The 25,639-nt window shown below is 34.9% G+C and carries 18 protein-coding genes; 13 read left to right on the top strand and 5 right to left on the bottom strand.

Translation table 11 applies throughout. The annotated features are described in order from the left end of the window. Positions 1-192: 192 nt before the first annotated feature. From ACQUQZ_RS18315 to ACQUQZ_RS18300, 4 genes are all read left to right on the top strand, one after another. Positions 193-2,214: an OmpA family protein gene (locus tag ACQUQZ_RS18315; RefSeq protein WP_435356535.1), complete on the top strand. Its 2,022-nt coding sequence runs from the start codon at positions 193-195 to the stop codon at positions 2,212-2,214. 154 nt (positions 2,215-2,368) lie between these two features. Further along, a complete protein-coding gene (msrA, locus tag ACQUQZ_RS18310; RefSeq protein WP_435356534.1) occupies positions 2,369-3,013 on the top strand; it encodes a peptide-methionine (S)-S-oxide reductase MsrA in 645 nt (214 codons plus the stop codon). A 155-nt stretch (positions 3,014-3,168) separates the two neighbouring features. After that, positions 3,169-3,996 carry an energy transducer TonB gene (locus ACQUQZ_RS18305; protein WP_435356533.1) on the top strand — a complete coding sequence of 276 codons (828 nt, stop codon included), beginning with the start codon at positions 3,169-3,171 and terminating at the stop codon, positions 3,994-3,996. A 293-nt stretch (positions 3,997-4,289) separates the two neighbouring features. Continuing rightward, a complete protein-coding gene (locus ACQUQZ_RS18300; RefSeq protein WP_435356532.1) occupies positions 4,290-5,105 on the top strand; it encodes a TonB family protein in 816 nt (271 codons plus the stop codon). 74 nt (positions 5,106-5,179) lie between these two features. On the opposite strand, the gene ACQUQZ_RS18295 is transcribed toward ACQUQZ_RS18300, so the two are convergent. The 4 genes from ACQUQZ_RS18295 to ACQUQZ_RS18280 form a co-directional block, all read right to left on the bottom strand. Beyond that, the gene (locus tag ACQUQZ_RS18295) at positions 5,180-5,707 is read right to left on the bottom strand and encodes a DinB family protein (protein ID WP_435356531.1); all 528 of its coding nucleotides are present in this window, start codon (positions 5,705-5,707) and stop codon (positions 5,180-5,182) included. Positions 5,708-5,792: 85 nt separating this feature from the next. Next, the gene (locus ACQUQZ_RS18290) at positions 5,793-6,365 is read right to left on the bottom strand and encodes a YceI family protein (protein ID WP_435356530.1); all 573 of its coding nucleotides are present in this window, start codon (positions 6,363-6,365) and stop codon (positions 5,793-5,795) included. A gap of 33 nt (positions 6,366-6,398) precedes the next feature. Beyond that, positions 6,399-7,631: a sialidase family protein gene (locus ACQUQZ_RS18285; RefSeq protein WP_435356529.1), complete on the bottom strand. Its 1,233-nt coding sequence runs from the start codon at positions 7,629-7,631 to the stop codon at positions 6,399-6,401. Positions 7,632-7,785: 154 nt separating this feature from the next. Then, on the bottom strand, positions 7,786-8,298 hold the full coding sequence (locus ACQUQZ_RS18280; RefSeq protein WP_435356528.1) for a heme-binding domain-containing protein: 513 nt from the start codon (positions 8,296-8,298) through the stop codon (positions 7,786-7,788). Between the two features lie 331 nt (positions 8,299-8,629). Here ACQUQZ_RS18280 and ACQUQZ_RS18275 point away from each other — a divergent pair, with 331 nt between their 5' ends. The 3 genes from ACQUQZ_RS18275 to hisB all read left to right on the top strand — a co-directional run bounded on the left by ACQUQZ_RS18275 (position 8,630) and on the right by hisB (position 12,298). Next, positions 8,630-9,151, top strand: coding sequence for a gluconate 2-dehydrogenase subunit 3 family protein (locus tag ACQUQZ_RS18275; RefSeq protein WP_435356527.1), 522 nt, complete (start codon positions 8,630-8,632; stop codon positions 9,149-9,151). Between the two features lie 91 nt (positions 9,152-9,242). Continuing rightward, positions 9,243-10,958, top strand: a complete 1,716-nt coding sequence (locus ACQUQZ_RS18270; RefSeq protein ID WP_435356526.1) for a GMC oxidoreductase — start codon at positions 9,243-9,245, stop codon at positions 10,956-10,958. Between the two features lie 203 nt (positions 10,959-11,161). Continuing rightward, on the top strand, positions 11,162-12,298 hold the full coding sequence (gene hisB, locus ACQUQZ_RS18265) for a bifunctional histidinol-phosphatase/imidazoleglycerol-phosphate dehydratase HisB (RefSeq protein ID WP_435356525.1): 1,137 nt from the start codon (positions 11,162-11,164) through the stop codon (positions 12,296-12,298). 53 nt (positions 12,299-12,351) lie between these two features. On the opposite strand, the gene ruvC is transcribed toward hisB, so the two are convergent. Further along, positions 12,352-12,912, bottom strand: coding sequence for a crossover junction endodeoxyribonuclease RuvC (gene ruvC, locus ACQUQZ_RS18260; protein WP_435356524.1), 561 nt, complete (start codon positions 12,910-12,912; stop codon positions 12,352-12,354). Between the two features lie 2 nt (positions 12,913-12,914). Between ruvC and ACQUQZ_RS18255 the strand changes: the two genes are divergently transcribed. The 6 genes from ACQUQZ_RS18255 (at position 12,915) to ACQUQZ_RS18230 (ending at position 25,638) form a co-directional block, all read left to right on the top strand. Beyond that, positions 12,915-13,910 carry a lysylphosphatidylglycerol synthase domain-containing protein gene (locus tag ACQUQZ_RS18255; RefSeq protein ID WP_435356523.1) on the top strand — a complete coding sequence of 332 codons (996 nt, stop codon included), beginning with the start codon at positions 12,915-12,917 and terminating at the stop codon, positions 13,908-13,910. 1 nt (position 13,911) lies between these two features. Further along, positions 13,912-15,096 (top strand): glycosyltransferase, encoded by a 1,185-nt coding sequence (locus tag ACQUQZ_RS18250; protein ID WP_435356522.1) that lies wholly within the window; start codon positions 13,912-13,914, stop codon positions 15,094-15,096. Positions 15,097-15,138: 42 nt separating this feature from the next. Then, complete coding sequence (locus tag ACQUQZ_RS18245; protein WP_435356521.1) at positions 15,139-16,353, top strand: dipeptidase; 1,215 nt, start codon at positions 15,139-15,141, stop codon at positions 16,351-16,353. Between the two features lie 542 nt (positions 16,354-16,895). Further along, positions 16,896-20,120, top strand: coding sequence for a SusC/RagA family TonB-linked outer membrane protein (locus ACQUQZ_RS18240; RefSeq protein WP_435356520.1), 3,225 nt, complete (start codon positions 16,896-16,898; stop codon positions 20,118-20,120). 49 nt (positions 20,121-20,169) lie between these two features. Continuing rightward, entirely contained in the window at positions 20,170-21,900 is a 1,731-nt protein-coding gene (locus ACQUQZ_RS18235) for a RagB/SusD family nutrient uptake outer membrane protein (RefSeq protein ID WP_435356519.1), read from the top strand. 165 nt (positions 21,901-22,065) lie between these two features. Beyond that, a complete protein-coding gene (locus ACQUQZ_RS18230; RefSeq protein ID WP_435356518.1) occupies positions 22,066-25,638 on the top strand; it encodes a VCBS repeat-containing protein in 3,573 nt (1,190 codons plus the stop codon). Position 25,639 lies beyond the last annotated feature (1 nt).

Genomic DNA, 25,639 nt, shown 5'->3' with positions numbered 1-25,639 from the left:
AATTCTATTAAAAAAACGTTTGACTTATTAGGTTAATCTCATAAATTGGTGCTGATATTCAAGCAGAGAAGTAATTATTTTTGATAGATTTTGATTTACAAATAGCTTATTATCAGTCTTTTATAGATAATATTTTCATATTCTAACCCACGAAGGGCTGAAAATAGCTCGTCTCAACATAAAAATTAAACAATGAAACGATTTTTTAATATTATTGCCTTTTTAGTTCTCTCAAACACTGTTTTTGGGCAAATTCAACTTTATAAACGTGGACTTGCGAGTTTTGACAAAGGGCAATATGATTTAGCCATCAAAGATTTGGCGAAGGTAACGAATATTGCCGAAAGTGAAAAAGCTAATTTGTATCATAAAATTGCGGAATCTTATCGTTTGTCCAATCGCTGGGTTGAGGCAGTGCCTTATTACGAAAAAGCATTTGAAGCAAAACTATCTGCACCTGAAGCACATTTTCATTATGCTTTTGCTTTGAAAGCTGCAGGAAATTATGACATGGCTTTGAAAGAATTACAGCAATTTATTGACTCAAAAAGTACCATAAAAGCTTTTAATGAGAAGGCATATCGTGAAGTAAATACCCTAAAAACAATTGAAGAAATTAAGAAAAAACAAAATACGGTTGAGTTTAAAAACCTTTCGCAAGTCAATACCAAAGGCTCAGAATTTGCACCAATGGTGCGTGGTGATGAATTGATTTTTACTGCTTCTCGCAAAAGTAAAACTTACTCAAATGGCTTGCCTTATGTAGGTCTTTACAAAGTAAAAATCGATAAGACTATTGCTGAAATGAGTAAAATTGAGAAATTTAGCGATGCTGTTTTTGATGAAGAACGCAATGAAGGTACACCAACTTTCTCGCCAGATGGCAAAACGATGATTTATGCAAGAGGAAATACAGGTAAGAGAAAAGATCTTTCGCCTGATATGGATTTATACATTTGTCGCTATGTTGATGGGAGTGGTTGGACAGAGCCACGTTACGTAAGTGCCTCAGATTCAGCTAGTTGGGATGGAAGTCCAGCATTTTCTCGTGACGGCAAAACGATATATTTTTCTTCCAATCGTCCTGGTGGTTTAGGTGGACTCGATCTTTATCGTGTCAATATGGATGCTTCAGGGCGTTTTGGCACACCGACAAATATGGGTAAAGAAATAAATACTGCGGGAGATGAAATGTTTCCCTATGTATCGGAAGATGGGAAATTGTATTTTGCTTCTGACGGACACCCAGGCTTAGGAAAATTAGACCTTTTCTTGGCTGTGCGTGCGGGTGGAAAAGTAACGGTTGAAAATATGGGTACTCCTTACAACTCAAATATGGATGATTTTGGCTTAGTGATGAGCAAACGTGGTGATGTATTCTTTTCGTCGAATAGGGCAGGGGGAATAGGGGATGATGATATTTATTATTATGAAGCTCCGCAAAAAACTGACTTAACTGAAAATGACCCATCGAAAAATCCATTGCTTGCTCCAAAACCAAGTGACCCAGATAGTACAACGAAAACTTTAGCGATAAAAACAGTCAATTATTATTTGAAAGGAACAATATATACTCAAAATAATGCGAATGAAAGTGTTCCGCTTGATTCTTCACGGGTAAGAATTCTAAATGCTGAAAATCAAGAATTACTTACAGAGTTTACAACTGGTAAAAATGGTCGTTTTGGCCCTGTTACGCTGAAAGAAGATGGTGATTATATTATTTTGGCAGATAAAAAGAACTTTTTAGCCAAGCGAGAAGATTTTTCAATGTCAGGACGAGCTATTCCACAATCTTTATTAAAGAAACCAGTTACTGATACTACATTCTATACTTCCATAGTGATAGACCAAGTTTTTGTAGGGAAAACCTTCCGTGTTGATAATATTTATTATGATTTAGATAAATGGGATATACGCCCAGACGCAGCTTTAGAGTTAGATAAATTGGTGCAAACACTTAATGATAATCCACAAATAAAAATTGAATTGGGCTCACACACCGATGCTCGTGCAACTGAAGTCTATAATCTTCGATTGTCACAAAAACGTGCAGAATCGGCTATTAATTATATTGTCAGTAAAGGTATTTCTCGTGAAAGATTATCAGCAAAAGGCTATGGCGAAAGTGTTTTGATAATACCAAATGCAAAAACAGAAAGCGAACACCAAACCAACCGTCGCACCGAGTTTAAGGTGGTTGAAATTCAATAAAGTTTGTTATGAGAAATGTTTTGTGGTAGAGATATTATTTTGTTCACAAATTGATTTTATATTCAAACCAAAAACAGTATTTTAACGTTTATTATATGAGCGTGTCATGCTTCAAAGTATGCCACGCTTTTCTTTAACAAAAACTTTTCAAACCATGAACAAGCCATTTTTTTTGAGTCTAATATTAGGTGTTTTTATTACTGTGCTTTCGTGTAGCACCACAACCAAACCCGCTGAAAAAATCGTTGATAAAACTGTTTATGGACCATTAGAAAAGGCCTATTTTGCTGCTGGATGTTTCTGGTGTGTTGAAGCAATTTTTGAAAACCTAAAAGGGGTGAAAGAAGCAGTTTCGGGTTACAGTGGTGGACATACAAAAAATCCAACCTACGAAGATGTAAATACTGAAACGACTGGACACGCTGAGTCGGTAGAAGTGCAGTATGACCCGAAAATCATTACATACGCCACTCTTTTAAAAGTTTACTTTGCTTCATGTGATCCAACACAAGTAAAAGGACAAGGCCCCGACCACGGAGATTCGTATCGCTCGATAATTTTTTATCAAAATGAAAATGAAAAAACACTGGCAGAAAATTATAAAAATGAGCTAAATGCTTCGGGCAAATACAAAAAGCCTATTGCTGTTGAAATCGTGCCTTTCAAAGTTTTTTGGAAAGCAGAAGGCTATCATCAAGACTACGAAAGAAATCATCCTGAAAATCCTTATGTGCAGAATGTTTCAATCCCCCGAATTGAACGAATGAAAGCACAGTTTCCTGAGTTATTGAAAAAATAAGTTTATTGCGAATTTGGCCGTTCATTCTCAACTTTTTGATGGAATGAACGGCCTTTTTCTATAAAAATATTTTCAAAAATTTTTGAAAATATAAAAACTTCGATTTACATTTGTAAATCATTGAAATAATAACCCAAGAAGACCCAATAACAATTATGAAGCAATTAAGTGTTGCCTTTATCGGTGTACTTTTTAGTTGTGCTTATGCACATGGGCAAATATCTCCATCAGCTTTGCCTACATCTACACTTATCTTGGGGAGCGATGCCCCAAAGAAATTGTTCAATCCAAACGAACAAATTCTTACAAAATACTACGGAATCAATCGGAAAGAAGTAAAAAATATTCAAGAAGCAGCTTTTTATAGAGAATTTAAGCAAGTGGCAGAGAAACTCTATCAAGTTTGTGAATATCGAATGGACAAAAAACCTTCGATGGAATTATATGTTACCAATACCGCTTATGATATAAAAAATGGTCCCTTTCGTTTGTATTATGCCAATGGAACTATCATTGATAATGAAGGAATGTACAAAAATGATGTACAAGATGGTAAATGGTTTTATTATCATCCCAATGGTTTGTTGAGTGGCAGAGAAATATATGAAGATGGGCTTTTGGTTGATGCTGCGTATTTTAATGAAGATGGAAGTGCACTTAAAGATATTACATTGTCTGTGCGTGAAAAACCAAGTTTTCCGGGTGGTGTGGTAGAAATGGATCGGTTTGTACAAAAAGTAATTGAATTGCCAGAGGAAGTTGTTAAAAATAAAATAGTTGGCAAAATGGCCATAGGATTTTATGTTGAAACTGACGGGACATTAACAAATCCTAAGATTGAACTTTCGCTTAATCGTGCTTTAGATGAAGCTGCTTTTAAAGTTTTAGATGTGATGCCTAAATGGACTCCTGCAAAAGCACATAATCGGCTTGTAAGAGCCAAATATACGATGCCTATCGTGATAACTTTAAGAGCGAAATAAAGATCAAATTATTGGTGTTTTTATAATGTAATCATTACTAAGCAATTAAACAAATTTGATCATCATATTTGATGGTATGTTTCTGCTTGTAAGTTGCTGATAGTCAATTGTTTATATTGATAAATCGTCCAGTTCTCTATTTTCTTTCCCTATTTATAAAGCCCAAAATCGGTTGAGACTTAAATTTCTTTTTGGCATGGTATTTGAAAATTATTAAACGGATACAATTGTGTCCCGAAATTCTTTTCAATAAGAATTTACTTGTTGAATTATACACCCAAAAAGAATTAAAAATGAAAAAGGTCTTGACCCCTGCTGTAATTTTATGTTACGGGCTTTCTACTTATGCCCAAACCTCAGTTTCTGACGGTTCGCCAATCTATGCAAAAGCTTCAGAAAAGTTAAATTTACAAATAGATTTAACGGCTGCGGATATTTCAAAAAAGTATTTTAATGCCAATAGAGAAGAATTAAAATCACTTGATGGAGCAAAATTTATTCAAATCTCAAAGCAAAATACCAAAGGTCTTTGGGATGTTATTGAGTTTTATGCTGATGGTTTTCTTCGCATGGAAGGTACTTATTCAGATTTAAAATTAGAAGAAAGAACGGGTAGATTTAAGTTTTTCAGACCTAATGGAATCATTGATTATGAAGGAGTTTATGAAGAAAATATTCCTAATGGAGAGTGGAAGTTCTATTTTCCTTCGGGTCAGGTAAGTAGCATCGAAACTTACGAAAATGGAAATAGAGTAAAAGAAGAGTATTTTAATGAAGATGGAAGTATTTTGATCAATAAAAGTTTAGGAGAACGTTTATTGCCTTCCTTCAATGGTGGACAATTATTAATGGCAGATTATTTAAAGAAAAATTTACATTATCCTGCTGATGCCATTAAAAATAAAATTGCTGGGAAAGTAGTTGTAAGCTTTTGGGTTGGAGAAGATGGAACCATAAGTTCGCCAAAAATCGAAGAATCTCTTGGAGAAGCTTTTGATGGCGAAGTAATAAAAATGGTGAGCGAAATGCCTAAATGGATACCTGCCAAACATCATAATCGTCCTGCAAAACAAATGTATATTTTGCCAGTGGCATTTAGTTATAATTGATTTGTTGTTAAAAGAATAAAAAAGAGGAAACGTTAAATAAATCAACGTTTCCTCTTTTAGTATTTGACCAAAAATTAGAATAATTTTTCTTGTGGAGGTTTTGTGCCTGCTAAACGAATATATACCGTTGTTTGTCCACGGTGGTGCGTTTGATGTTCAAAACATTTACCCAAGGCAGTCAATCTTGTCATTTCATTGTTTCCAAACATCTTAATTGTTTCTCCCAACTGAGCAGGATTTGCTTTCTTGATGCTTTCGATTACAAAATCGTAACCAGCCATTACTTGTTTAATCGTATTTGCTTTCGACTTATCAGTGCTTTTTTCACTTGCACCTCTTTCCACTGGGCTTTTTACTCCAAGAGCGGCAGAAGTTAAACCATAGTTTCCATCTGTCAAGTGAAGCATTTGCTCAGCAAACGAACGCATATCAGGCGTAGGTTTTAATGCATAACCAGCTTCAGGCATGGTTTCAAGGTATTCTAAGGTATAAGCCTTCGCTCTTTTCCAATCTTTGATTAATTGGGTGGTGTCAGTTTGTCCAATGGCATTGATAGAAAGTAATAAAAATGCGATGAACGAAAATTTAGTAAATGTTTTCATTTATTATGAATTTATGAGGTTGAGAAACGAAAACAATTAAGTTAGCAATAAAATTCGTAAACAAGATTGGAGAAAAAGAAAAAAATTAATTTTTTTGGAATTCCCCAGTTGCACGAATGGAGATTTCATCTCCAACCATCACGGTTGCTAATTTTCCACCGATGCCAAAATCACTTCTTTTGATAGTTGTGGTAGCTTTTACCCCTAATTGTAATTTCTTATTTTGTGGGTTTGGATGTGCCGCTGGGCCGTTCATCGTAACATCTAAAGTTACAGGTTTTGTCACACCTTTGATTGTCAAATCACCTACCATTTTATATTTATTCCCACTGATTTTACTTAAAGAAGTACTTTTAAATGTCAACGTAGGAAATTTCTCAACATTAAACATATCTTCACTTTTCAGATGATTATCACGCATATCAAGGTCTGTATTGATACTGGCCGACTCAATTGTAATTTCAAAAACTGCGTCAGATAAATCATCTTTTGAAGCCGTGATTTTTCCATCAAATTTCTTGAAGTACCCATCTACTTCTGAAATACCGTGGTGTTCGGCAATGAATGTAAATTTAGAATGCCCTTTATCAATTGCCCATTGGCCGAATGAAGCAAAAGATGCCATAATAAATGAGAATACTAAGACTGTTTTTTTCATGTTTTTTGTTTAAAAAATAGGTTATTAATTAATTTACAGATTAACGGTACTTATTTTGATACTATTCTTTTTATTAGCTTGTTTCACTTCGTAAGCGACCAGTACTTGATTACCAAGTCCCAAAGCCACGGTGTTTGTTCCATTCGATGAATCATTCAACCAAACAGTTTCAGAAACTTTGCCATTATTGATTTTTCGGTATGCAATTTTAGAGGTATTGTTTTCACCGACGTTTTGCTCCCATAACATAAGCGATGTTTTGGGTGCATCAATTAAATAGGGATTTTTTGCCGACGCATCTGACAAAACAAGAAGTTTCTTGCCTTCATTGGTAACTAATCTAATACCTGATTCTTTTTCTGAACCAGAAAACCATGCAAACAATGCACTTTTAGCTGATATACTGGAAACAGCTCCACTATGTGGACAGCCATTGATTTTCCATTGATCGTTATATAAGATTTGAGATTTAGAAAAAGTTTCTGCATTATCTGTTGAAACAATTTTTGCCATATCTCTGATATTATCGTTGTTATCACGATAAACCACATTCAAAGCACCATCAGCATCAATGAGCATATTGATTGGACAGCAATCACACACAACAGGGTCGATTACTCTTTCAGGTAAAAACAAACCATTTTTGGTCGTTACCATGCGTAAATCCCTTTCCTCGTGCTTGGTACTATTGGCTACATCTTTGAGATAAACAACAGCAACTTCATCATTTGACATCACAATTGCATCAAAAAAACCTCGTACAATGCCTTGTTTTGGGTCTGAATCTACTGAAACTGGGGATGTCCAAGTAGAGCCACCATCTTTCGAAACACAATAGACAATGTTAGAGGAACGTCCACCACCTTCGCCTCTATTTGAGAAAACAGCTACAAAACTACCATCTCTCTTTGCAAGCACTTTCGCACGCATCATACGGCTATTGTTAATGCCTGTACCCGAATAGATTGTTTTCTTTTCACCAAAAGTTTTTCCTTTATCTTTTGAAAAAGCAAGACAAAAGGAAATAACACCTTGAGGGTCTTTTTCTGTCCAAGAAAGCATTACATCTCCTTTGGGTGTTTGGGCAAGCAAAGGCATCGAGTAGGCTTTTGTTGAATCATCAGGATTATAATTCAATGTTTCCTCTATACTCGAATGACAAATGGTAATATCCGAAATAGACGACTGTTTTTCTAATTTATTGGTATGGAAAAATGCCCAAAAGCTAACCAAAAATAGATGAAATGAAATAATTAACTTTATCATGATAATAGTTTTTTAAAATGATTTATCTGCTTTGACGATGTAAATATATAATCATCCAAAATAAATTGAATGGCTATTATACAATTTCCGCTTTTTACTCGACAATTGGGTTTTGCAAATAAATGTCATTCGACGGATTGATTATTTTAGTCTATCATTTGGCCTCTTTAGGTGGGGTTCTTCTTTTCATTTTTAGACTATCAGCAGGATATTGAGCTTTCAAAGAATCCATCTGAGTTCTTGCCCAATCAATAATGAGCGTTCGCTGCTCTTCAGTCAAATTGGCTTCTTTATGAAGTCCAAAATAAGTATATGATGCTAAAGGCATCTCTTTTTTCTCAACTTGTTCGGCAAGCTCCTCTAATTTATGGTTTTGAACAGCAATAGGCATTTTAGTAAAAGTTGAGAAGTTAAAATGTCTTTTACCATCTACCACGTGATGATTGAGCATCCAAGCTATTGGCTGAATATTATTATACCAAGGATAGACAGTTTTATTGCTATGGCAATCATTGCAAGCAACTTCAAATACCTGTTTTACATTTTCAGGTAAAGGATATTTTGTAGAAATATCATTGGTACGGTCATCAGAAAGGTTTTTTTCAGGATGAAAAAATTGGATAAGAATAAAGATAAATCCTAAGCCAAGTAGTGTTTTCTTTACCATTTTGTTTTCAAAATTTAGTTTAAATAATAGGTCAGTATTTGACAAAACAAATATATGTTTTACTTATGTTTCAGGCAGATTTATTATACATCTCGTTCTATTTATTCGACAGTTTGGATGGTTTTACGGTATTGATGAGATAATTATTTTATTTTAAACTATTCATTATAACAAGATAATATTCCGAAAAAAATTATGCGTTAAATATTCTATTAATAGTGATTTATCTGAAATCAGTATTTTCTTAACAAGAATACCAACAAAAATAATTTGTCTATACAAGTTTCGTGAAAATTGATTTTATTTGTACTATAAATTCAATTTTGACAACATGCAAAGACGTTCGGCAATAAAAAATCTTGCTCTTACGATCGGTGGGACTATCGTTTTACCTTCGTGGGCAAATGCTTGGAATAAGCAATCTTTACAAAATTCATCATTCAATATTTCTTCTTCACAAGAAAACCTTTTAGCTGAAATAGTTGAAACGATCATTCCAAAAACAGATACTCCAGGGGCAAAAGAACTTAATATTCATCAGTTTACGACTAAAATGGTTGCCGATTGTTATGATAAGAAATCACAAGAAACTTTTGCTAAAGGCTTCGATTTGGTAGATAATGCAGCGAAAAAAGACTTTTCAAAGATTTTTATTGAATGTGATGGCAAACAAAAACTAACCATTTTGAATAAAATGTCCATTTCAGAAAATGTTGATGAAAAATCCTTCATACGTTTAGTCAAAAACCTCACGATCCAGGGCTATCTTAATTCAGAATATGTCATGACAAATCTGCGAGTATATGAATTTGCTCCAGCTCGCTACCATGGTTGCGTACCAGTAAAGAAGTAGTTTTGGTAAAAAATCAATAGTAATATAATGAGTTGAAATAAAAATATTCACTCATTCACTCAATCATTTATTCTCTCATTAGATTTAAAAAATGTCAAATTTTAATATAGATTCAATCAAAGCACAGACATTTGATGCCATAGTTATTGGCTCAGGAATTAGTGGTGGATGGGCAGCTAAAGAGCTGACAGGTAAGGGATTACGAACACTCGTATTAGAGCGTGGACGTGAAGTGAAACACGTAGTTGATTACCCGACAACTATGATGCAGCCTTGGGAGTTTGAACATCGCAATCAACTAAAAAAGGAAGTGCGTGATGCCAATCCGATTGTGAGTAAATGCTATGCTTTTTATGAAGGAACAGAACAATTTTTTGTAAAAGATGCTGAACATCCGTATGTGCAAGAAAAACCTTTCGACTGGATTCGGGGCTATCAAACAGGAGGGAAGTCATTGCTTTGGGCAAGACAAACACAGCGTTGGTCGGAATTTGATTTTGATGGCCCAGCCCGTGATGGTTTTGCCGTGGATTGGCCAATTCGCTATGCTGATCTTGCACCGTGGTATAGTTATGTAGAAAAGTTTGCAGGAATTTCTGGCAATAAAGATGGTTTGGCTTCGCTACCAGATGGTGAGTTTTTGCCACCTCACGAGATGAACTGTGTCGAAAAATATTTTAGTCAAGAAGTAGCTAAAAATTACAAAGACCGCCATATTATTATGGGGCGTGCGGCTCACTTGACCGAACCTAAAAAAATACACACTGACCAAGGAAGAGCCACTTGTCAGCACCGCACGATTTGTGAGCGAGGTTGTCCTTATGGAGGTTATTTTAGTAGCAACGCTTCCACTTTACCTTGGGCAGCCAAAACTGGAAAAATGACTTTGCGACCACATTCGGTCGTACATTCGATTATTTTTGATGAGAAGAAAAATAAGGCTACTGGAGTAAGAGTGATTGATGCTAACACCAAAGAAATGACAGAATTTTATGCAAAAATCATTTTTGTCAATGCTGCTGCGTTGAACTCCAACTTAATTTTATTGAATTCTACCTCTAATCGTTTTCCGAATGGTCTTGGAAATGATAACGGTCTACTTGGAAAATATGTGGCTTTCCATAATTATCGTGCAACAATCAATGCCGATTATGAAGGATTTTTAGATAGCACAACCGATGGTCGTCGCCCTAATTCTCCTTATATTCCTCGTTTCCGTAATGTTTTTAAGCAAGAAACTGACTTTTTACGAGGCTATGCTTCTGGTTTCTCGGCTGGGCGTTATATGCACGATGATAGAAGTGGTATGGGCGAAGATTTGAAAAAAGGTTTATTAAACCCAAGTTTGAACAATGTTTGGAGCGTTGGTTCGCACATGATGGGAGAAACAATTCCAAAGGAAAGTAATTATGTAGCTTTGGATAAAAATCAAGTTGATCCTTGGGGAATTCCTCAATTAAAAATCTCAGTTGATTATGATGAGAATGATAGAAAAATGACCAAAGATTTCTTTGAGCAATTGACTGAAATGTACACAAAGGCAGGTTTTAAAAATATTAGAACTAATGATTCAAATCGTACACCTGGCTTAGATATTCACGAAATGGGTGGAGTAAGAATGGGTAAAGACCCAAAAACATCTTTATTGAATAAATGGAATGCCTTGCATCATTGTAAAAATGTATTTGTAACCGATGGAGCTTCGATGACTTCAACATCTACTCAAAATCCTTCATTGACATATATGGCTCTCACAGCTCGTGCTGTAGATTATGCTGTGAAAGAAATGAAAAAAGGGAATTTATAGTAGAACAATTTGGAAAATTGTTCTACAAAATCCGTCATTTCTATGAGAATTGACGGATTTTTAAATTTATGTTATTTTCAGTAAATTCTGAATAAATAATATATACATGAAATATGAGAATGTTAGAATATTCAATAAAATATATTTTAGCTTTTCAAGAATTTCATGCCTAATTTTGGTTTTTTAAAATTTGACCATAGAAAATGCAAAAACTCCTTTTTATAGACCGTGATGGTACAATCATTGACGAACCTAAAACGGATTTCCAAATTGACTCGCTCGAAAAATTAGAATTTCTTCCAAGAGTCCTTTCAAACCTTCGTAAAATTGCTGAAGAAACTGACTATCAATTAGTTATGGTTACAAATCAAGATGGTTTGGGTACAGAGTCATTTCCAGAAAATACTTTTTGGCCTGCACATAACAAAATGTTGAAAACCTTAGAAAATGAAAATATTCACTTTTCAGGTATTCATATTGACCGTAGTTTTCCGCATGAAAATCTACCGACTCGCAAGCCTGCTATTGGCTTGTTGACTGAATATTTGGATGCTGAAAAATATGACTTGACCAATTCTTATGTGATTGGCGATAGAGCTACCGATGTGCAATTAGCGGTAAATTTAGGTGCAAAGGCAATTTTCATTACCGATGGTTTAACCAATAATCTGGTTGATGGCTTTACTTCAGCTCAAAAAGAAGCAACAAAATTAATCAGCAATGATTGGGATGAAATCTATGAGTTTTTAAAACTTCCAGCAAGAATTGCTTCAATAGAAAGAAATACGAAAGAAACTAAGATAAAAATTGAACTCAACCTTGATGGAACAGGGAAATCAGAAATTCATACGGGACTTGGTTTTTATGACCACATGCTTGACCAAGTGGCAAAGCATTCAGGCTCAGATTTGAAGATTTGGGTAGAGGGTGATTTACATATTGACGAGCATCATACCATCGAAGATACAGCTTTAGCACTGGGAGAAGCTTATCTAAAAGCATTGGGCGACAAAAAAGGTACAAATCGTTATGGTTTTTTACTACCGATGGATGAAGCTCTGGCTCAAGTAGCCATCGACTTTTCGGGACGCCCGTGGTTAGTTTGGGATGCAGATTTCAAGCGTGAAAAAATCGGAGAAATGCCGACAGAAATGTTTTATCATTTCTTTAAATCATTTTCAGATACATCAAAATGTAACCTGAATATCAAATGTGAAGGGCAAAACGAACATCATAAAATTGAGGCAATCTTCAAAGCCTTTGCCAAATCGATCAAAATGGCAGTGAAGAGAAATTTGAATGAAATGAATTCTTTGCCAAGCACGAAGGGAGTTTTGTAATTTACTTTTAAACCTGTGAGGTTTCCAAAAACCTCGCAGGTTTTTCATCACAATTATTTCATTCTTTCAGGGTTTTCACTTACAAAGGCTGACCAACCTTTCTTTTTTGAGGAATTCCCAGTCAATGCCTTAGTTTTACCGTGCATATAATGACAAACAGCTACTCCCAAAGCATCCGTTGCATCCAAGAACTGTGTTTCTAATTTTGTTTTCAGTAAATGCTCCAACATATAAGCTACTTGTTCTTTGGTAGCATTTCCGTTTCCTGTCACTGATTGCTTTACTTTTTTTGGTAAATATTCAACAATCGGCACTTCACGACTCAAAGCTGCGGCAATGGCCACACCTTGAGCTCGACCTAGTTTTAGCATAGATTGCACATTTACACCATAAAATGGAGCCTCAATTGCCATTTCATCGGGTAGGTATTCAGTAATTAATTGTGTGATTCGTTCAAATATTTTCTTTAACTTCAATTCATGTGAACTATATTTGTCAAGTTTTATAACACCGTATTGAATAAGTGTTAGAAGACTTCCTTGCACAGAAATAATCCCATAGCCCATGATACGTGTTCCTGGGTCAACGCCTAATATTATTTTATCTTGATTCATAGATGCAAATTAACTCAAAAATCTCATATCTTACTTCAAAACGAGTGCTGTGGTGGATAAAAACAATTATTTTTTTGGTGATTTTATATGCTGTTTATTTATTGATTAGGAAAAAAGGTGGAGATATTCAAGCCATTGGAGAAAGTCTTCATTTAATCTATTCACCACAAAATATACCTTTTTTAGTAGTTGTTATATTGCTGACGCCAATTAATTGGGCATTTGAGGCTTGGAAATGGCAAAAATTGGCTTTGAAGATTGAAAATATTACTTTTTGGGAAGCGTATCGAGGGGTTTTAGTTGGGTTGACCTTTGCAACTGCTACACCAATGATGCTTGGTGATTATGCAGGAAAAATTTTGATGCTTAAAAGTGATAAACGCTTGCAAAGTATTGGGGCAATTTTATTGGGTAATGGTATGCAATTGTATGTTTCGCTACTATTTGGAGCGATTAGTTATGTATTTTTTATTATTTGGTCGCAACCCACGCCAATTTTTTTGCATTTTACTATCGTTTTTATCTTAATTATTGCTTTATTAACAGGGCTTTTGCTGAGCTTTCAGTTTCAAAAAATTGATAATCTATCCACGGAAAATAAGATTTTAAAATATATCTTGAAATATATTAGTATCTTGAAGTATTACAATATACAAGAGTTAAGAAATGTGTTTTTTATTGCATCAGCGAGGTATATAGTTTTTACAATACAATTTCTAATTGTTTTAAAAATCTTTGGTGTCAATTTATCAATAAGCATACTTTTAGCTGGAATCGGAATCATTTTTTTGGCGAAAACATTAGGCTCTGTTTTGAATTTCTTGGGAGATTTGAGTATTCGAGAGCTTACTTCCGTCTATTATTTTAGTTATTTTGGTTCTAATACCTCGCTTATTGCTTCTGCCACATTGATGATTTGGTTAATTAATGTATTACTACCTATTGTTGTGGGGAGTTTATTTATTTTACAACTGAAAATTACAATAAAAAAGATATAAAATGTTTATAATCAGTTTTTTAATAGTATCCGTTTATTTCTTAATGAATGTGACTTTGATAGTGATTTGGTTAAAACAACAAATTTCAACCTCTTCAAATAAAAGCTATAATAATGATACGCATGAGGTGCATATTTCTATCATTATCCCTGTAAGAAATGAAGCTGAAAATATTCTTTTTTTATTGCATGATTTAGAAAAACAAACATTATCCAAAGCACTTTTTGAAGTAATCGTTGCTGATGATGATTCGACGGATGAAACTTTAAAAATTGTTCAAAGTTTTCAAAAAAATACTTCCATTAATCTGATAATTAATCAATTACCTCCAAAAGTCAATAATACATCACCGAAAAAAAGAGCGATTGACTCATCTATTCAGTTGGCTAAAGGTCAACTCATTGCAACAACCGATGGTGATTGTCGAGTAGAAGAGAAATGGTTGGAAACGATTGTTAATTTTCAATCAGAAACGGGTGCATATTTGGTGAGCGGTGCAGTGACTTTTTTTGAGAATCAAGCAATACAATCAAAATCCCTTATCCAAAGAATCATTCATTCATTCATTGAAAAAGCTCAAATCATTGAGTTTGGAAGTTTAGTTGGTTCGGGGGCGTGTGCTATGTTTATTCAAAAACCCAATATGTGCAATGGAGCGAATTTGACCTATTTGAAATCTGTTTTCTATGAAGTAGGTGGTTTTGCAGGAAATGAGAATTTAGCATCTGGAGATGATGAGTTTTTAATGCACAAAATTGCTGCGAAGTATCCTGAAAAAGTGCAATTTTTGAAAAATTCAGATGTGATAGTTGCGACACACGCTCATGCTACTTGGCGGTCATTTTACAATCAGCGTAAACGTTGGGCAAGCAAGTGGCGTCATTATGATAATTGGAATACAACTGCATTAGCCGTTTTTATTTTCTCAGCAAATTTTATTTTGCTTTTAGCTTTTAGCTCTTGGCTGTTGGCTTTTCTTTCAGTACAATATTTTGTGGCAATACTTTTAATTAAATTTTCAGCAGAATTTGTGTTTTTAACACTAATAGTCAGTTTTTTACGTAAAAAATATTTAATTTGGTTCATTCCTTTCGTACAAATTATTTATCCTTTATATGTGGTGTTTTTTGGGCTTGCAGCTCAGAAGCAAGGCGAATATATTTGGAAAGGGAGAAAATTGAGTTGATTAAAGTCTTCATCAAAGTAAACTACTTAAATAAACTAAATAATGAAATACTTTCTACTATTTCTTTTGATTCCTTTTGCTATTTTTTCTCAGGATAAAGTCGAAAAACGACTATTGAAAAAAGCCGATAAAATCCATGCTCGTGCTTATACGGTAGATACGCATGCCGATGCCCCAATCAATATGATGGATATGGAAGGTTTTGATGTGGGAGCAAAACATAAATATGAAGAAGATGGAACCCAAATAGACTTTCCTCGCATGAAAGAAGGAGGGATGGATGCTATGTTTTTTGCAGTTTATTTAGGACAAGGTAAACGTACACCTGAAGCTAATGCCGAAGCCAAAGAAAAAGCTTTAAAGATTTTTCAGAAAATACATGAGAGTGTCAAACAAAATTCTGATAAGGTAGCATTAGTGACAACAGCTAAGGAAGGTTTTGCTGCCCATAAAGCTGGAAAATTAGGCGTTTTTATAGGGATGGAAAATGGCTGGCCCGTAGGCACAGATTTAACCAATCTACAAACGTTTTATGATTTAGGATTACGATACATCACATTAGCTCATTCGTTTAATAATGATTTGAGTGATTCGTCAGGTGATCCTGAAGGTGCAGAACATGGAGGTGTGAGTAAGCTGGGAGAAGCATGTATTGCTGAGATGAATCGTTTAGGAATTGTAGTAGATGTTTCGCATTTATCTGATTCGGCATTTTATGATGTGATGCGTTTGAGTAAAGCACCTGTTTTTGCTTCACATTCGTCTTGTCGTGCATTATGTGATGTAAAGCGTAATATGACTGATGATATGATAAAAGTTTTGGCTTCGAAAGGTGGAGTTATTCAAATAAATTTTGTGGCAGATTTCTTAAAGAAGCCTTCAGCCGAAGTAGCTGTTTCGATAAAGACTATCAGAATGCAAACCATGAAGGCTGAAACTACACCCGAAGAAAAGAAAAGATTGAATGCGGAACTTCGTCAAATCAAATATAAATACCCAAGCGATGTTCCCACAGTAAAAGATGTAGTAAACCATATTGATCATGTAGTACAACTTGTGGGTATCGACCATGTAGGTATTGGTATGGATATGGATGGGGGTAGCGATGTAATTGGTATAGAAGATGTAAGTAAAATAAAAAATGTTACAATCGAATTGCTCAGAAGAGGCTATTCAGCCAAAGATATTAGGAAAATTTGGGGAGAAAATACTATGAGAGTTTTATCGCAAGCTGAAAAAATTGCCCAAATGAAATAATTTTTTCTGTATTATTATAATATGTTAATAAGCTGCTTAAGCCAACTTTTACTCGTTGAAAGTTAGCTTAAGCAGCTTATTTTTGTATCTCACATCTGATAGGATTTCTTTACTCTAATTTTAATAAAAGATAGTACTAATTTATCCATTTTTTTAAAAAGATGCAAATAGCGATTGACAATAATTAAACTTTTGTATATTTGCACCTGAATATGATATTTTTAATATTTAATGTAAAATAATCCTGTTCTTAATTTTTAATACTAAAAAAAATAGAAACATTTTGAAAATTTATATAAAGTAACTAATATTGCATCAAATTGATACAATATCATAATATGAGTAAAATATTGTATTAAAACAATACATCTTCATCGAAAAATATAAAAATATACAGAAATATTTGGAACAATTAAAGCTAATGTTTATAATTGTAACTTATACACTTATTAGGGTAATAATTCAATAAAAACTTAGTAAGTTGATAAATATTAAAAACCTAATCAATTTTTTTTTCTTAATTTTTTAACTTAATCAAAACTATGAAACAAAACTACTTTGTTCCTATAAGAGGGACTCTGTTTTGTGGGCTACTTTGGCTGATGTCAGTTGTAGCGTTTGCACAAAAATCCGTTACTGGTAAAGTAAGTGATTCAAAAGGCGAAGGTGTTCCTGGAGCAAGTATCACAGTAAAAGGTACTACAACTGGTACTATTAGTGATGCAGCTGGTAGCTTTAAAATTAACGTTCCTAATACTGGTGGTGCGTTAGTAATTAGCTCAATCGGGTATAAGGCTCAAGAAGTTAAATTAACTGGACAAAGTACAGTTAATGTAACTTTAGAAGATGATGCTGCAAGTTTGGATGAGGTTGTTGTAACGGGTTATTCTGTTGATAAAAGACGTGAGTCAACTGGTGCGATTTCAACTGTAAAATCAAAAGACCTTACAGCAGTACCATCAGGTAACGTTGAGCAACAATTGCAAGGTAGAGTAGCTGGTCTTACTGTTGTAACTAACGGTCAACCAGGTACAGCCAGTCAAATCCGTGTACGTGGATTTGGTGCATTTGGTGGTAACGAGCCTCTTTATGTAGTAGATGGTGTGCCTGTTGGTTCAACTGATTTCTTGAACCCTGATGACATCGAGTCAACTACTGTATTGAAAGATGCTTCTGCTGCTTCAATCTATGGTGCTCGTGCTGCCAATGGTGTAATCGTATATACTACTAAAAAAGGCACAAAAAATGCTAAAAAATTAAGTGTAACTTATGATGGCATGTATGGTGTAACTGACCCAGGTAATGGTCAACCAATGATGAATCCTACTGATTTTGCTACTTGGACTTGGAATGCTAAAAGAAACTCAGGTGAGGCTTTTGGACACCCACAATTTGGTTCAGGTTCAACTCCAGTAATTCCTGACTATTTAAGTGTAGGTGGTACTCCTGGTGTAATTGGTACAGTTGATTTGGCTGCTCAAAAATTAAAATACAATATTGACCCAGCTGCTGGTGCAATCTACCAAGTAATCAAAGCTAACAAAGAAGGTACTGACTGGTATGCTGCAATCACTCGCAAAGCTCCAATTCAAAGACATACTTTAGGCTTTAGTGGTGGTGGAGACAATAGCCGTTTTTATGTTGGATTCTCTGCTCAAGATCAAAAAGGTATCTTGATTAGTAACTCTTTGAAACGTTATGCTTTCCGTATCAATACTGAATTCAATGTATTGAAAAACTTACGTATCGGTGAAAACATCCAATTGACTTACCGTCAAGTATTAGGACAAACTGGTGGTGCTGGTGGTAATGGTATCGCTGCTGATGAAAATGACATCTTGCAAGCATTCCGTATGCCATCTATCATTCCTATCTATGATGAGTTTGGTGGATATGCAGGTACTGCAGCTAAAGGTTTCAACAATCCACGTAACCCTGTTGCTAACCAAAAAGGTTTGTTGAATAACCGTAACTTTACTGCTATTGGTACTGGTAATATTTATGTAGAATACGATCCAATTCCAGGTTTGACACTTCGTTCTTCAATTGCAGGTAACTATAACAATAGTTATAACTGGAACTATGGTCGTTGGCAGTATGAAAACTCTGAAAACAACTCAGCTTTCTCTTATAGCGAAGGAAGTGGTTTCTCATTTGGTTGGACATTTACTAACACTGCCAGCTACAAAAAAGCATTTGGAAAACATAGCATTGAAGTGTTAGCTGGTCAAGAAGCATTGAATACAGGTAGAGGTAGAAATATGAATGCTAATGGCTTAAATCCATTCTCACAAGACCTTGATTATATCACAATCACTACATTAGGTAGCAAAAACCCACCATCAAGTAACCAATTTAAAGGTATAAACTTTAATTCTTACTTTGGTAGAGCTATCTATACTTTCAATGATAAATATATCGTTACTGGTGTGATTCGTCGTGATGGTTCTTCAAGATTCGGTGTGAATAGCCGTTATGGTGTATTCCCAGCGGTATCAGCTGCTTGGCGTTTATCTTCAGAATCATTCATGAAAAACTTACCTTGGGTACAAGATTTGAAAATTCGTGGAGGTTACGGAACAATGGGTAACTCTAATAGTGTTGACCCTAACAACCAATTCAGTTTGTATGCTGCAAGTGTAAGCAACTCTGGTTATGACATCAACGGATCAAACTCAAGCATTGTTGATGGTTATTATCGTACACGTATCGGAAACCCTGATACTAAATGGGAAACAAGTATCACTAAAAACATCGGTTTTGACGGTTCATTCTTGAAAGGTAAATTAGATGTAATCTTAGACTTGTGGCAAAAAGATACTAAAGACTTATTATATCAATTACCAATTACTGCAACTGCTGGTTTCCAAGCTTCTGCTCCTTCAGTAAACATTGGTCAAATGGTAAATAAAGGTATTGATGTTCAAGTAATCAACCGTGGTAAAATCAACAAAGATTTTGGTTATGAATTAAACGTAACGGGTAGTTTCTTGAAAAATGAAATTGTTAAAATTGCTGATGGTTTAACTTACTTGACTAACGTTGACCCTGGTTTCCGTGGTATCAATCCAATTCGTAATCAATTGGGTTATGGCTTGTCATCTTTCTATGGTTTACAAGTATTAGGTTTATTCCAAACTAAAGAAGAAGTAGCTGCAGCTCCAGCACAAGATGGAAAAGGTGTAGGTCGTTTCCGTTATGCTGATATTAATAATGATGGCAAAATTGATGCAAAAGACCGTACTTATTTAGGAAGTCCAATCCCTAAATTTACTGGTGGTGTAAACTTCACTGTTACATACAAAAACTTTGATGTATCAGCTTATATGTACACTTCGCTTGGTAACAAGATTTTCAACGTATCGAAATGGTTCACAGATTTCTATCCTTCATTCTCAGGTGCTGCTATCTCAGAACGTGTGAAAAACTCTTGGTCACCAACCAACACAGGTGCAACAACACCAATATTTGAAACAGCTTCAAACTTCAGTACAAATACTCAATCAAGCTCTTTCTATGTTGAAAATGGTTCGTACCTAAGACTACAAAATATTTCATTAGGTTATAGTGTTCCTAAAGACGTATTAGAGAAATTGAAAATTGCAAGATTACACCTCTATGCTTCAACTAATAACTTGTTTACTATCACTAAATACCAAGGCTTAGATCCTCAAGTTGGTGGTAATGCTGATACAAACTTTGGTATCGACGTAGGTAACTATCCTTTGACTAAGAGCTTCACTGTAGGTCTTAATCTTGGATTCTAATATTAGTTTAAAAGCGTAGTTTTTAACATTTAAACAAATTCATTTTAAAATGAAAAAATATATTTTTAACAAATTAACATTAGCAGTATCCTTGCTAACCTTGATAGGATACTCATGTAAGGAGGACTTCCTTACAGTCCTTCCGACTGGAGCGATTGCTAAAACGCAGTTGACAACCAAGAAAGGACTTGAAGGTGCGTTGATTTCTGCTTATGGGCAGATGAGTGGTTATGGTACTCGTATGGTTCACCCAAATAACTGGGTTTGGGGTAGTATTCGTGGTGGAGATGCCAACAAAGGTACTGACCCAGGTGACTTCTCTGACATCAACCCAATCCAACGTTTTGAGTATATCACAACACAAGGCGTTATCAATGATAACTACCGTGGATTGTATGAAGGTGTGGCTCGTTCAAACAACGTTTTAGGTTTATTAAAAGATGCACAAGCTGATGTAAGTGCTGATGATAAAAAACGTATTGAAGCTGAAGCTAAATTCTTGAGAGGACACTTCTACTTCTCATTGAAGAAAAATTACAACAATACGCCTTATGTTGATGAAAATGTTGACGTAGGTTCAGGTATTGAAAAAGTAAAAAACGATGTTGATTTGTATCCTAAAATCGAAGCAGATTTCAAATTTGCTTATGATAACTTGCCTGCAACTCAAGGTCAAGTAGGTCGTGCTAACAAATGGGCTGCTGCTTCATACTTAGCTAAAGTATATATGTTCCAAAAGAAATATGCTGAAGCAAAAACATTGTTTGATGCAATCATTGCTAATGGTGTGACAACTGGTGGTAAAAAATATGCTTTAGTTCCAAGTTTCCCAGATTTGTACAAAGCATCTAATGATAACAACTCTGAGTCAATCTTTGCTGTACAAGCTGCTGCAAATACAGGTAGCGTTAATAACGCTAATGGTGAATTGGATTTGAACTGGCCTTACAATACTGGTCCTGATGGTCCTGGTAACTGTTGTGGTTTCTTCCAACCAAGTTTTGAATTAGCTAACTCGTTCCGTACAAAAGATGGTTTACCATTATTGGATGGTTCTTATAACTTGCCAGCTAATGCTTTGAAAACTGATATGGGTATCCAATCTAGTGCTTCATTTACTCCAGATGCTGGTGAACTTGATCCTCGTCTTGACCATACTATCGGTCGTCGTGGTATCCAATTCTTAGACTGGAAAAAGCACCCTGGTTTTGACTGGATTCGTAACCAACCAAACGGTGGTCCATATTCTCCTAAAAAATATTCTTACTACAAAACTGATAAAGGTTCATTGCAAGATAATAGCTCTTGGACTCCAGGTTATACTGCATTGAACGTTACTGTAATGCGTTTTGCTGATATTTTATTGATGGCGGCAGAAGCTGAGGTTGAAGTAGGTAGCTTATCAAAAGCTCAAGAGTATGTAAATATGATTCGTAATCGTGCAGCCAACACTGTTGTTATGCAAGATGGTGGCCCAGCTGCAAATTATGTAATTAAACCTTACACTGCTGCTTGGACAGACAAAGCTGCTGCTCGTACTGCTGTTCGTTTTGAGCGTAAATTAGAGTTAGCAATGGAAGGACACCGTTTCTTCGACTTAGTACGTTGGGGAACTGATGTTACTGACATCAATGCTTACTTGAAATATGAAAGCCAATTCTTGCCTAATACATTAGGTGCTGGTGCAACGTACCAAGCGAAACATGCTTTATTACCAATTCCACAAGCACAAATCGACTTGACTGGAGCTGATATTTTGAAGCAAAATCCAGGGTATTAATATTTAATGGTAAGTTATTAATGAGAAATAATAAACAGTTTTCCTTGATGGCATTCTGCTAAATTTCAAAATTATAATTCTCCAGAAATACAAAAAACGTCATGCGGGAATACTTCTGCATGACGTTTTTAGTTTATCTTTGTTGTAGAAAAGCTAAAAAAAATAATGCAAAAAAAATATCTTTATTTCGCACTCTTATTAAATATCTTTACTATATCGTGTAAAGAAAAGAAACTCTTTACAGAGCTTGACTCAGCAAAAACAGGAATTACCTTTTCAAATAGAATTGCTGAGAATGATACACTTAGTATTCTTACTTTTGAGTATATCTATAATGGTGGTGGAGTAGCTATGGGAGACTTTAATAATGATAATTTAACAGATATATACTTCACAGGAAATACCACACCCAACAAACTATATCTCAATAAAAGCAAGGCAGGTGAGTCTTTACATTTTGAAGATATTACACAAAAAGCTGGTGTTTCTGGAGAAAATCGTTGGTCTTCTGGTGTTGCATTGATTGATGTGAATAATGATAAATTGCTTGATATTTATGTATGTGCAACTGCTCGAAAAACAGCCAGTCAACGAGCAAATATGCTTTATGTTAATCAAGGAGTTGGGAAAGACGGTATTCCAACATTTAAAGAATTGGCAAATGATTATGGCATTGCTGATACAACCCATACCACCAATGCTGCTTTTTTTGATTATGATAATGACGGAGATTTGGATCTTTATCTCTTGGTTAATGAAATGGAGGATAATCGTTTTCCGAATAAATATAACGATAAAGGGAAAGTTGTTGCCTCAAGAAAGAGTGATAAACTTTACAGAAATGATTTTGACAAAACAAAAAACCACCCAATCTATACCGATGTATCGAAAGCCGCAGGAATTATTGACGACGCATTTGGCTTAGGAATTAATATTACTGACATCAATCAAGATGGCTGGAAAGATATTTACATAACTAATGACTTTTTAACTAACGACTTGCTTTATATCAATAATAAAAATGGTACTTTTTCTGAGCAAGCAAAAGAGTATTTTAAGCATACCTCATATTCTGCTATGGGGAATGATGTTGCCGATATCAATAATGATGGTTTGATGGATATTATTGCCTTAGATATGATGCCAGCAACCAATTATCGAAAGAAAATGATGACTCCTGCCAATAGCTATGTTACTTACCAAAACAATGACCGATTTGGCTATATTTACCAATATGCACGTAATACACTTCAAGTTAATCAAGGTAAAAATCCTCTGACTGGAAAAGCTATTTTTAGTGAAATTAGCTTGTTGGCTGGTGTGGCTCAAACTGACTGGAGTTGGACACCTATGGTTACTGATTTTGATAATGATGGTTTTAGAGATATTATCATTACGAATGGTTTTCCAAGAGATATTACAGACCAAGATTTTTTGGCTTATCGCAATGAAGTGAACGCCTTGATGCCTAGAAATATGCTTTTGGAATATGTACCTGTGGTGAAACTTAAAAACTTTGCTTTTCATAACAAAGGAAATAATGGCTCGGCTGCGTTACAATTTGAGGATGTAGGAGATAAGTGGGGAATAGAAAGACCAACTTCATCGAATGGGGCGGCTTATGCCGACCTTGATAATGATGGAGATTTGGATTATGTGGTCAATAATATCAATGATTCTGCTTCGGTTTATCAGAATAATGCCATGCAGTTGAAACCTGATGAAAGTAATTTCTTGAAGGTGAAATTTAAAGGAAATACTACAAATTTAGCTGGTTTGGGTGCTTACGTTGAAATCCAATATGCGAATGGACAAAAACAAGTCTATGAAAATTCTCCTTATCGAGGCTATTTATCAACAGTTGAACCAGTTGCACATTTTGGTTTAGGGAAAAACAAAAATGTTTTGCAACTAAAAGTTATCTGGCAAGGTGGAAAAATGCAAATTATTACTGATATAAAGTCAAACCAAACCATTACATTGGAAGAAAAAAATGCCGCATTACCTTTACCTGATGTAAATTTAGCGAAGCAAAACCCACTATTTAATGATATTTCTGAAATCCTCAATGTAGGTTATAAACACGAGGAAGAAGACTATATTGACTTTAATGTTCAGAAATTGATACCACATAAGTTCTCACAATTTGGCCCAGCATTGGCGGTTGGAGATGTAAATGGAGATGGCATAGAAGATATATTCGTTGGTGGCTCAAATCATCATAAAGGTAAGTTTTTGATTCAGAATAAGGAAGGAAAATTTAGTGTACAAGATTTATTATCTGGCAATGATGGGGCAGAAAAGATTACAGAAGACATGGGCGTTTTGTTATTTGATACTGAAAATGATGGTGATTTAGACTTATATATTGTTAGTGGAAGTTCTGAGTTTCAGGTGAATACCCCCTCATTACAAGATAAATTATATATAAATGACGGAAAGGGACATTTTCAATTAAACGAAAAAGCCTTACCAGTATTTTTGAAAAGTGGCTCTTGTGTAAAAGCAGCCGATTATGATCACGATGGTGATTTGGATCTTTTTGTAGGTGGGCGTGTTGAACCATCAGCCTATCCCAAACCTGTTTCGAGCTATATCCTTCGCAATGACAAAGGTAAATTCACGGACGTGACAGCTCAAATTGCTCCACAATTAAAAAATATTGGGTTAATTTGTGATGTACTTTGGTCAGATTTTGACAATGATGGCTGGCAAGATTTAGTGTTGGCAGGAGAATTTATGCCAATTACATTCTTGAAAAATGAGAAAGGGGTCTTTGGGTTGGCTCAGGCATCAAATTCGTCTATCGCAAATCAAATCGGTTGGTGGAGTAGCATTACTTCAGGAGATTTTGATAACGATGGAGATACAGACTACATTGCAGGGAATTTAGGAATCAATACCTTATTCCAAGCTTCAAATGAACAACCTGTGAGTGTTTATGCTAAAGATTTTAATAATGATGGTTTTTTTGATGCCATTCCAACGGTATATTACAAGGACTTGGATGAAAAGTATAAAGAATTCCCTTATAATACCCGTGATGATTTAGCTAAACAATTTGTTCAAACTCGCCAACGTTTTCAGAATTATGCCAAGTTTTCGCAGGCTACAATCAAGGAAATCTTGAAACCAGAAGAACTGAAAAATGCCTTGATTTTGAAGGCAAATTGGCTCAAAAGTAGTTATATAGAAAATAAAGGCAATGGAAATTTTGAAGTTAAAGAATTACCGATTCAGGCACAATTTGCTCCAATCTTTGGAATGATTACTCAAGATTTTGACCAAGATGGCAACTTGGATGTCTTACTCACAGGAAATGATTTTGGGGCTGAAATATCTGTGGGACGACAAGATGCTTTCAATGGATTATTACTAAAAGGCAAAGGAAATGGTGCCTTTACAGCGGTTTCACTCGATAAAAGTGGTTATTTTGTTACAGGAGATGCAAAAAGTTTGGTAAAAATCATGAATCCTAAAGGGCAATTATTGACTATAACTTCTCAAAATAAAAATTCATTAAGATTTTTTGAATATCATTTTCCAGTAAAATCATACCCTTTGAAAACCAATGAAACGACAGCTTTATTGAAACTCAAAAATGGTAAAATCCGAAGAGAAGAAGTTGGTTTTGGTTCATCATTTTTGTCACAATCTGCTCATAACTTAATCATCAGTTCGGATATACAAAGTGCTGAAATTATTGATATTAAAGGAGTAAAACGAGTGCTTAAATAAA

Origin of the sequence: Emticicia sp. SJ17W-69, assembly GCF_051209875.1 — a bacterium.
Lineage (GTDB): Bacteria > Bacteroidota > Bacteroidia > Cytophagales > Spirosomataceae > Emticicia.
The sequence above is the reverse complement of the archived record's forward strand: the minus strand, read 5'-3'. Positions and strand labels throughout refer to the sequence as shown.

Excerpts from the sequence above, each read along its gene's own strand:
- ACQUQZ_RS18315 (WP_435356535.1), top strand. The coding sequence starts at position 193 with ATGAAACGATTTTTTAATATTATTGCCTTTTTAGTTCTCTCAAACACT.
- msrA (WP_435356534.1), top strand. The coding sequence starts at position 2,369 with ATGAACAAGCCATTTTTTTTGAGTCTAATATTAGGTGTTTTTATTACT.
- ACQUQZ_RS18305 (WP_435356533.1), top strand. The coding sequence starts at position 3,169 with ATGAAGCAATTAAGTGTTGCCTTTATCGGTGTACTTTTTAGTTGTGCT.
- ACQUQZ_RS18300 (WP_435356532.1), top strand. The coding sequence starts at position 4,290 with ATGAAAAAGGTCTTGACCCCTGCTGTAATTTTATGTTACGGGCTTTCT.
- ACQUQZ_RS18295 (WP_435356531.1), bottom strand. The coding sequence starts at position 5,707 with ATGAAAACATTTACTAAATTTTCGTTCATCGCATTTTTATTACTTTCT.
- ACQUQZ_RS18290 (WP_435356530.1), bottom strand. The coding sequence starts at position 6,365 with ATGAAAAAAACAGTCTTAGTATTCTCATTTATTATGGCATCTTTTGCT.
- ACQUQZ_RS18285 (WP_435356529.1), bottom strand. The coding sequence starts at position 7,631 with ATGATAAAGTTAATTATTTCATTTCATCTATTTTTGGTTAGCTTTTGG.
- ACQUQZ_RS18280 (WP_435356528.1), bottom strand. The coding sequence starts at position 8,298 with ATGGTAAAGAAAACACTACTTGGCTTAGGATTTATCTTTATTCTTATC.
- ACQUQZ_RS18275 (WP_435356527.1), top strand. The coding sequence starts at position 8,630 with ATGCAAAGACGTTCGGCAATAAAAAATCTTGCTCTTACGATCGGTGGG.
- ACQUQZ_RS18270 (WP_435356526.1), top strand. The coding sequence starts at position 9,243 with ATGTCAAATTTTAATATAGATTCAATCAAAGCACAGACATTTGATGCC.
- hisB (WP_435356525.1), top strand. The coding sequence starts at position 11,162 with ATGCAAAAACTCCTTTTTATAGACCGTGATGGTACAATCATTGACGAA.
- ruvC (WP_435356524.1), bottom strand. The coding sequence starts at position 12,912 with ATGAATCAAGATAAAATAATATTAGGCGTTGACCCAGGAACACGTATC.
- ACQUQZ_RS18255 (WP_435356523.1), top strand. The coding sequence starts at position 12,915 with ATGCAAATTAACTCAAAAATCTCATATCTTACTTCAAAACGAGTGCTG.
- ACQUQZ_RS18250 (WP_435356522.1), top strand. The coding sequence starts at position 13,912 with ATGTTTATAATCAGTTTTTTAATAGTATCCGTTTATTTCTTAATGAAT.
- ACQUQZ_RS18245 (WP_435356521.1), top strand. The coding sequence starts at position 15,139 with ATGAAATACTTTCTACTATTTCTTTTGATTCCTTTTGCTATTTTTTCT.
- ACQUQZ_RS18240 (WP_435356520.1), top strand. The coding sequence starts at position 16,896 with ATGAAACAAAACTACTTTGTTCCTATAAGAGGGACTCTGTTTTGTGGG.
- ACQUQZ_RS18235 (WP_435356519.1), top strand. The coding sequence starts at position 20,170 with ATGAAAAAATATATTTTTAACAAATTAACATTAGCAGTATCCTTGCTA.
- ACQUQZ_RS18230 (WP_435356518.1), top strand. The coding sequence starts at position 22,066 with ATGCAAAAAAAATATCTTTATTTCGCACTCTTATTAAATATCTTTACT.